This window comes from Thermosynechococcus sp. OHK43, assembly GCF_014466085.1.
GTDB lineage: Bacteria > Cyanobacteriota > Cyanobacteriia > Thermosynechococcales > Thermosynechococcaceae > Thermosynechococcus.
On sequence record NZ_JACOMP010000170.1, the window covers coordinates 1 to 8,958 of the forward strand.

7 protein-coding genes and 1 pseudogene are annotated in these 8,958 nt (G+C 53.2%); 3 read left to right on the top strand and 5 right to left on the bottom strand.

Annotated elements, in window-relative coordinates; genetic code table 11:
- On the bottom strand, positions 1–1,298 hold a 1,298-nt coding region (gene guaA, locus H8Q75_RS07155; RefSeq protein WP_297040995.1), incomplete at its 3' end, for a glutamine-hydrolyzing GMP synthase.
- 230 nt (positions 1,299–1,528) lie between these two features.
- On the opposite strand from guaA, the gene H8Q75_RS07160 reads away from it, so the two are divergent.
- Entirely contained in the window at positions 1,529–2,608 is a 1,080-nt protein-coding gene (locus H8Q75_RS07160; RefSeq protein ID WP_297040996.1) for an Mrp/NBP35 family ATP-binding protein, read from the top strand.
- Positions 2,605–3,081 (top strand): signal peptidase II, encoded by a 477-nt coding sequence (gene lspA, locus H8Q75_RS07165; protein WP_024124190.1) that lies wholly within the window; start codon positions 2,605–2,607, stop codon positions 3,079–3,081. The genes H8Q75_RS07160 and lspA overlap by 4 nt, the downstream gene beginning before the upstream one ends.
- On the opposite strand, the gene H8Q75_RS07170 is transcribed toward lspA, so the two are convergent.
- Positions 3,078–3,809, bottom strand: coding sequence for a metallophosphoesterase family protein (locus H8Q75_RS07170; RefSeq protein WP_024124189.1), 732 nt, complete (start codon positions 3,807–3,809; stop codon positions 3,078–3,080). The genes lspA and H8Q75_RS07170 overlap by 4 nt on opposite strands.
- An 11-nt stretch (positions 3,810–3,820) precedes the next feature.
- Entirely contained in the window at positions 3,821–5,488 is a 1,668-nt protein-coding gene (locus tag H8Q75_RS07175; protein ID WP_297040997.1) for a DUF3370 domain-containing protein, read from the bottom strand.
- Between the two features lie 468 nt (positions 5,489–5,956).
- On the opposite strand from H8Q75_RS07175, the gene H8Q75_RS07180 reads away from it, so the two are divergent.
- Positions 5,957–6,685, top strand: coding sequence for a response regulator transcription factor (locus H8Q75_RS07180; RefSeq protein WP_024124187.1), 729 nt, complete (start codon positions 5,957–5,959; stop codon positions 6,683–6,685).
- Here H8Q75_RS07180 and H8Q75_RS07185 read toward each other — a convergent pair.
- On the bottom strand, positions 6,682–8,556 hold the full coding sequence (locus H8Q75_RS07185) for an NYN domain-containing protein (protein ID WP_297040998.1): 1,875 nt from the start codon (positions 8,554–8,556) through the stop codon (positions 6,682–6,684). The genes H8Q75_RS07180 and H8Q75_RS07185 overlap by 4 nt on opposite strands.
- Before the next feature lie 55 nt (positions 8,557–8,611).
- A pseudogene (locus H8Q75_RS07190) lies at positions 8,612–8,958 on the bottom strand (23S rRNA (adenine(2503)-C(2))-methyltransferase RlmN); the annotation flags it as partial.

An 8,958-nucleotide genomic window follows, 5' to 3' on the forward strand; every position in this document is an offset into this window, starting at 1 on the left:
ATCTCTAGGCGTTCCGGGGTCACTTCCCCCAGAATCCGAATTGCTAAACCAGGACCGGGAAAGGGATGCCGCCGCACAATTTCTTCGGGTAGCCCCAGCGATCGCCCCACTTGGCGCACTTCATCCTTAAAGAGCTTGCGTAGGGGTTCCACCAGCTTAAAACGCAAGTTCTCCGGCAGGCCGCCAACATTGTGGTGGCTTTTAATTTTCACGGCTACGCGCTCACCAGTTTGGGGGTCAATGTTGGCATTGGCAGATTCAATGACATCGGGATAAAGGGTTCCCTGCGCTAAGTAGTCAAAGGGACCGAGCCGCTGTGATTCTTCTTCGAAAACGCGGATAAATTCATGGCCAATGCGTTTGCGCTTTTCTTCAGGATCGGTGACCCCCACCAGTTGGGCAAGGAAGCGATCGCGGGCATTGACGTACTCCACCTTGATGTGAAACTGCTCCTGAAAGAGCTTGAGAAGTCGCTCGGGTTCCCCTTTGCGCATAAACCCTTGATCAATAAACATACAGGTGAGTTGATCGCCAATGGCACGGTGCAGCAAAAAGGCCAGCGTCGAGGAATCTACCCCCCCCGACAGGGCAAGGAGCACCCGTTTGTCCCCCACTTTGGCTCGCACTTCCCGGATGGCTTCTTCAACAAAGGCAGCAGTTGTCCAAGTGGGTTCGCAATCACAAATGTGATAGACAAAGTTGCGGATCAGGGCAATGCCCCCCAGGGAATGCACCACCTCTGGGTGAAACTGAACTCCATAGAGTTTCCGCTCGGGATGGGCGATCGCTGCCATTGGCGTATTGTGGGTATGCGCCAAGACCCGAAAACCCGGGGGCAACTCCGTGACACTATCGCCATGACTCATCCACATAATTGTTTCCTGCTCAACATTGGTGAGCAGATCCGTGGGGTCATCAATAAAAAGCGCCGCCTTGCCATACTCGCCGGCGATCGCTCGCTCCACCCTTCCCCCCAACTGTTGCACCATCAGTTGCATGCCGTAGCACACCCCAAGAATGGGAATCCCCAGGTTCCAGATCTCCGGATCGCATTGGGGCGCATTTTCGTCATAGACAGAGTTGGGGCCACCGGAGAGAATAATGCCCTTGGGTGCCAATTGGGCGAGTTGCTCAGCAGTGGTGCGATAGGAAATGACCTCGGAATAGACTTGGGTCTCCCGAATGCGGCGGGCAATCAGTTCCGAGTATTGCGACCCAAAATCGAGAATGACAATGAGTTGGCGTTGCAGGCCTTGGCCAGTGGCTGTATCCGGTTGGTGGAGGGTGGAGTGAGTCAACGTTGCAATCCTTCTGATCCCAAATGGCTCATACTTTCCAGAATACCGCCCTTTTCTAGAAATTATGGCCTGGGGGAAGTGATTCTCGCCCACGGTGACTTTAGCGGTTTTCAGAGGCTTAACTTCTTGGCAGCGCAGCGGTATCGCTGCTGTTGGCGACAGGGGAACTTGCCCAACATGGTACGATCGCTACCTAAGCTACTCAATAAACGTCAGTTATTCACTACCCCATGAGCGCCCCCCTAACCGTTGAATCTGTTTTAGCAGCACTGCGCCCCGTTGAAGATCCGGAACTGCGGCGATCGCTGGTGGAGTTGAACATGATCCGCGATGTCGCCATTGAGGATGGCACGGTTCGTTTTACACTGGTGCTGACAACCCCCGCCTGCCCCCTACGGGAATTCATTGTCGAAGATTGCAAAAAGGCCGTCTTTGCCCTACCGGGGGTAATGGATGTGCAAGTGGCAGTGACCGCTGAAAAAAAAAAAAAAAAAAGTCTGCCCGATCGTACCAATGTACCGGGGGTCAAAAATATTATTGCTGTCTCCAGTGGTAAAGGAGGAGTTGGCAAAAGCACCGTTGCTGTGAATTTAGCCCTGGCCCTTGCCCAAGCGGGGGCTGCCGTCGGCATTATTGATGCCGATATCTATGGACCCAATGTCCCCACGATGCTGGGGCTAGAGGAGGCCATTGTCGAAGTGCGCAAGGAAGCAAGAGGCGATGTCCTGTTACCCCCAGTGGCCCACGGCTTGAAAGTGGTCTCCATGGCCTTCCTAATTGATCGCGATCAGCCAGTCATTTGGCGTGGTCCCATGCTCAACGGCATTATTCGCCAATTTCTCTACCAAAGTAATTGGGGGGCATTGGACTATCTGATTGTGGATTTGCCCCCGGGCACTGGGGATGCCCAACTCACCCTGGCTCAAGCGGTGCCCATGGCGGGTGTGGTGATTGTAACAACGCCCCAACCCGTTGCCCTTGGGGATGCGCGGCGGGGATTGCGGATGTTTCAGCAGTTGGGGGTAACGGTCCTGGGGTTAGTGGAAAATATGAGTTACTTTATTCCCCCTGATCTGCCCAATCGTCGCTATGACATTTTTGGCAGTGGCGGTGGCGAAGCCTTGGCAGCGGAAATGGGTGTGCCGCTTTTGGGACAGATACCCTTGGAATTGCCCGTGCGGGAAGGGGGGGATTTGGGTCAACCGATTCTGATTGCGGATCCGCAGTCGGCTGCCGCTCAAGCGCTGCGGGCGATCGCCCAACAGGTGGCAGCACGAGTCTCTGTGGCTGCCCTGAGCTCTGTGGGATGAACAGTCAGCGGTTGAAGATCAAGAACTTCCTCTTTTGGTGGGTCGCTGGTCTCGCCTTAGCTAGCGATCGCCTGACCAAAGCATGGATTGTGGCCACCTATGCCCTCACAGTGCCGCCGCAAACAACGCCCATTATCCCGGGTGTCTTTCACATTACCTACGTTACGAATACTGGGGCAGCCTTTAGCCTCTTTGCCAATGGCAGTCTCTGGTTGCGCTGGCTGTCCCTCATTGTTAGCTTGGGGCTGATCACTTGGGCAATTCTAGGTCCGCGGTTAGATCGCTGGCAGCAGGTGGGCTATGGTTGTTTACTGGGTGGCGCCTTGGGCAATGGCATTGATCGCTTGCTCACGGGTGAGGTGGTTGACTTCTTGGATTTTCGCTGGATTCAATTTCCCGTCTTTAATGTGGCAGACATTGCCATCAACATCGGCATTGTGTGTCTTTTGTGGTCCGCGTCGCACCAACGCTAGCCCCTATTCCAAGACAACTTTGCCAAATCGACAAGAAATGTGTCCAGTTCCCCCTGGCGAGTACCACCGTAGAGCACATTCACTTGATAGACCCATTGATTGGTCCAGTCGAGGGCCGTCAGGTAGCCACTGCGGCGATGGTAAGCACCGGTTTCAATGTCTAGCCAACCGGCACCCCGCACAATTTGTCCTGCTTGAACCCTGGGAAACGTAAAGGTAATGGTGTGTCCGACCACAATAGTTTTATCTGGAAAGTAGGGGCTGGGGTGAGCCAAAAAGGACTCGCGAATCCAGCAACACTCTTGATGAGTTTGCTGTTCTAGGGGCAATGCCGGATTCAGCCCCGCATGGACAATAAACACATTCCCTAAATCTTGATAGAGGGGCACCGTGTGCAGCCAATCCAAGTGTTCCCAAAGCAACTCTGTGGAGGTGTAGCTGGCAAGCGTCTCATCTCCACCACTTTGGGACCAAACCAAGAGTCGTGCCGGATTGATTTGTTTGCCCTCAAAGGTGAGAAGCATCATATCCTCATGGTTACCCCGTAGGGCACCATAGCCACACTGTCGCACCAATTCAACTACGGCCGCACTCCTGGGGCCTCGATCCACAAGGTCACCAAGGAAGTAGAGGCGATCGCCCACTGTGGGGGAAACGAGATCCAGCAAACGGCACAGACCCTCGTAGTGACCATGCACATCCCCAATTAGGATGAGGCGGCTGTCCACCGTGGTGACTCCTAGGGTGTAGTGACAGGTGTGAGGGAGAGAGAATTGGGAGCGGCGGGCACTTGAGTGGTGTTCTCATAGCTAGGGCCAAGTAATGTCGCCACTGTCAGCACTTGGGGTGGCGTTGCATCGGGGGGATAGAGCAGATCCACAGTAACATTCCTTTTTTCACCTGGACGCATATTTAACGTTACTAACGGTTCTCCCCGCTGACCCCGCCGTTGTACTAAATGAACATAGCGCTCTTGCATCTGTCCTAAATCATCTGTGAAGCGGACGCGCACCGTTCCTCGAAAAAAGACTTGGGGGGCTGGCGGTTCCAAAAATTTGAGGACAACACTGCGGTGATCTTGCTTGACAGGGGTTTGCAGCGTTAGCACGACGGACTGCAACTGACCGGTATTGTTGACCAAGGGCAAGGTCAAACTATAGTGAACGCCGTAATTGCCGTGGGCATAGTAGGCAGTGTCTGGATAGCGTACCAACATGGGCGCACTTTGAATTTGACCGGTGCCAAGGGTGCCGCGGTGGAGCGTACTAATCCCATAGGAGATGGCCCGCCCCGGTGCAGGAATTGTTAAAGCCTGTCCATGGGTTTGGTGATCGGTAAGGGTGGCTTGCCAGCGGGAGCCTTGACTAACCCCGGCCACACGGCCATAGAAGAAGCGACCAAACCGATCACTGGTGGGGGGAGTGGGTGGAATGTCGCGGGGAGTAACCAGTTGACCCCGGTGGAGCAGTGCCCACCATTCCTCTAGGGTGGGTGCCCGTTCGATGCCCTGCTCGTTCACGCGGGCAAACATTGACATTTGTGCCAGATAAATCGGGCCACTGCTTTCTAAGTACATTAGGGTTGAGCGGCCATTGGAGGAGGAGACATCACCAAAGGGATTCGTATCCGGGATTAAGGGCAACTTGGGACCGACCGCGCCATCGGCATTGAGCATCAACTCTGCGCGGAAACGATTGAGTACTGCATTGGGAAATTGGGTGGGCAACGGCAACGGCAGATTAGCCAGCAGCCGCGCTTCGCGAGGAGGAATCGTGACCTGTGAGGGAAAGAAGGTCTGGCGTACCCCCCGCAGCACTTGGTTGGTGACTCGACTCCCAGGCCCTGAAAAAACAAAGCCAGTGGGGTTATCGACTATGGCGGGCAAATTGCGGAAAGGGGCATCTGGAGTACTTAAAAAACTAGCGGCTTGATGAAATCTCACCGTGACATAGCGATCCGTTGGGTTGTAGGCCAGTAGCCCTAAATAGAGGGTTGGCGTACTCACCGCCCGATTGGATTGAGTAATGTGGTGGGCAAAAACATCAAAGCGCCCCTCTAGGGGATAGTTCAGGTGAGCCGCTGGTTGCCATTTCCCTTGGGGTGGAAACGTCGAGAGGAGAATCCCCTCCGAGCGCACCATCTCTGGACTGTTGCTATTAAAGACTGGCACATCGTCTAATTGGCCGGGGAGTGGACGAATGTCTTGGGGAAAGTAGGCAAAGTGGGTGGGTGTGACGTAGGTCGTTGTAGCCGGTGGGGAAGAGACTTCAGGGGGTAGGACCTTGACGGGTACGGCATTGGCTTGAACAACAACATTTGAGCGAGGCGAATATTCCTGTATGACGGTGGCTGAATGTTGGGGTGGAGTTGCTAGAGCGGCTTGTGCCACAAGAATGGGAGCCAGCATATCTGATCCAAACCACAGCATTACAGTGAGTGAGCAGTTCGCAAAAGTCAGGACAGGGTCATCGTTTCTGCCCAAAAGTTGCATTCCCAAAGTATAGCCTAGGTTTGTGGAAAATCCCCTCAAGAGCGCATAAAGCTTGCAGCATAAACGTACCTCCAGCTTGGGTAGCTCTGCGTATAGCACCCTAGAACTGGGTTTCAAACTCTACCCAGGGCTGATTAGAACGTGGTCTAGGCCCATTTAGAGGGTTCAGTGACCCCTCAACCTTGTAAAGCTGTTGTAGGACAACATCCTATGTGCTGGGTATAGTCCAATTTTAGAAAGAAAAGGTCTATATCCCTAGATTGGCCTCAAATATTGAGAAAATCTAAAGAAACTCAGCAAACTCTTAAGGTTTTTGCAGCGATGTTTATAATTCTCTCAGAAGCGGTAGTCCGCCGCCTATGAGGATTGAGTACCGTTCATCCTATGAAGCCCCGCATCTTAATCATTGATGATGACCCTGCGATCGCTGACGTTTTGGCAATTAACCTGCAAATGGCGGGCTACGAGGTCACAAAGTCCTTGGATGGGATGCAAGGGCAAGCCCTCGCTGTGCAACTCTCTCCCGACCTCATTCTCCTTGACCTGATGTTGCCCCAAGTGGATGGCTTTACCATTTGCCAACGCCTGCGGCGCGATCCGCGCACCCAAGATATTCCGATTTTGATGCTGACGGCCCTGAGCCAAACCCATAACAAGGTGGAGGGGTTTAATGCCGGCGCCGATGACTATCTCACCAAACCCTTTGAATTGGAGGAAATGCTGGCACGGGTACGCGCCCTCTTGCGACGGGCCGATCGCATTCCTGCCACAGCGGGCCATCGAGAAATCCTCAGCTATGGTCCATTGACGCTAGTGCCCGAACGATTTGAGGCCTCTTGGTTTGGCAAAATCATTAAGCTGACACGCCTTGAGTTTGAACTGCTCCACTGTCTGCTGCAACGCCACGGCCAAACCGTTTCTCCCAGTGAAATCCTTAAGGAAGTCTGGGGCTATGACCCCGATGATGACATTGAAACCATCCGCGTCCATGTGCGTCACCTGCGCACCAAACTGGAACCTGATCCCCGCAATCCTCGCTATATCAAAACGGTTTATGGTGCTGGGTATTGTTTAGAGTTGCCAAGTCATATTGAACCCCCCAATGCGTCCTAGGACGGAGGTTCTGGTGCCTTTTCTGGACTCTTTGTAGGCAGTTGCAGCGGCTGGAGGGGAACCGCTTGGGCAAAGACCTGCTCATTGATTGTCTCACCAATCCTGCTGAGGCGCTCTTCCACAGCTTGGCGAAAGCGGCTTTGTAGCTCGATAACCAAACTAGAAAAGTCCTTGATGGCAGGGTTGAGGGTCAGGGTGTCACCACTGGAGGATAAGGCGCGCGTTAGAATACCCGCTTTGACATAGTTGGCGATCGCCCGCTTGATTCCTGTCTCACTCATTGGCTGCCCCTCCCTGTGGCTCTGCTCAAAAATGGCGTTAGTCATTCTTCTGGAGGCCACATTGCGGGGGCGATGGGCTATTAACCAGTGTCCCACGTTAGTTAAGAGGGCATCTCCTGCGACTTCCTGGGCAAAAATGGCGCGATAAATTGAGATGGTGTGGATACTCTGTGGCCCATGGGTATGAACTGTGCAGTACTCGGGGAGCTTATTTCGCCAACAGAGAACAGCTTTGCGCAATTGACTATTCACTGCAACGCAAATAGGTAACTGATGCTGATCGGCTAGATAAGCCACCCAGCCGGAGGGCTTGAGGAAACCAAACCGCAATGGGTCCAGTTGGGGGAGTACCGATTTGATATCCCAAAAGACAGTATCAAAAACAATTCCGTTGACGAGTTCCTGGGATTTTGCCGGATCGCTTGTATAGTAAGACAACAGTTCCAGTAGTTTTTCGGTTTCCCGTTGGCCGATAGCGCTCACAGGAATTTGATGATAGTTCAACGGCTCAATGGGTAAACGAGAAGACAATAAAGGTGAAGCCTGACTCGTCGTGTTGGCTGGCTTGGATTGAGGCGGGAAAGGTGTGCCGTTTCTGCCATTGGTTGGGGGAGGGGAATCAATGAAGGGATTCTCAAGAAAGATAAATTGGTGGCAAACCTTCTGAAAGCTAAGACTAGCGGCATTCCAATAGGCACAGCCAATCACAGTTTTACCGTAGTCGCGCAGGCGCAGGGCAATGGAGCCAAACCCACCATCACCAGAGATTAGAACAAAGGTGTTAATGTCAGGATAGTGGTGAATTAGGTCAATGGCATCGAGGGCGAGCTGAATGTCAGCGGCATTGCGTTGATCTCGATTGTGGCCATAGACAGGAACCCGTTGAATCTGTGAGCGCTTGAGTTGATCGTTAAGGGCTTGAAGCGTTTTATTTTGCCAGTTGCCATAGGCGCGCTTGATGGCAATTTCCCCCAGATCAATGGTGCTTTTAATTGACTCCAGAATCTTGTCTAAGGACACAAGCTCATTGACTTTGGCGGGGTCTAATCGCTGCCCTTGGTTAAAGACTAAGTTCTCAATGTCATAGAGGACAGCGGTTTTTAGGGTATTTGCGGGGGGTTGGGGTCTTTGGAGGAGTGTCTGAATGGTTTGCAGAGCCGCACTCTGGGCGTGAATGGCTTCAATCAGTGGCTCTAGTTCCTGGGCACTCAGTGGGGAGGTGTCTCTTAAATTGTCCTTGAGGGTTTCCAGTGGCTGGGCTATCTGGTTGCGAATCGGGCGCCGGGCTTCGGGAAGTGCTTCGTGTAGTTGCTGGGCAAGGTCAGTGAGTTGTTGGCGTTGTTGCTTGAGTTCTTGCAGGAGAAGTGTCTTGAGTTCCGTAGTCTCTGGAAAGGATGCGAGGAGGGTGTGAATGTCTTGAAGCAGGCGATCGCTACGGCGCTGGTTCTTTTCAATGAGGGGAGCCCCCGCAAGGGCACCAATGCCACTCCCTAAAAGGGCTGCTAAGGGTTGTTGGGGTTGAATCAGGGTGGCAATACCACCGAGGGCGATCGCGCCAATGGGAGCAACGAACCAAAGCTCTGGCTTCATTCAATAATGGGATAGGAATTACAGGAAATTAGAAAGTTATGATAGCAAAAAATGTTTAGGGAATGAGTTGGCCTTGGCGCAATTGGCCACAGGCGGCTTGCTGATCCAGACCCCGCGATCGCCGAATGCTGGCAGTAACCCCTCGGGCTTGCAGTTGACTGAGAAATTGCCGCAGGCGCTGATCCGTAGGACGTTGATAGGCTGCCTCAGGAATGGGATTGTAGGGAATCAGGTTGACATGGTTTTGGAAGCCCCGCAATAGCTGCGCCAGCTCCTCGGCGTGCTGGGGGCGATCGTTGACCCCCGCCAGAACAGTATATTCAAAGGTAATGCGGCGACCGGTTTGTTGCACATAGCCACGACAGTCGGCAATTAACTGGCTGAGGGGATAGTGTTTGGCAC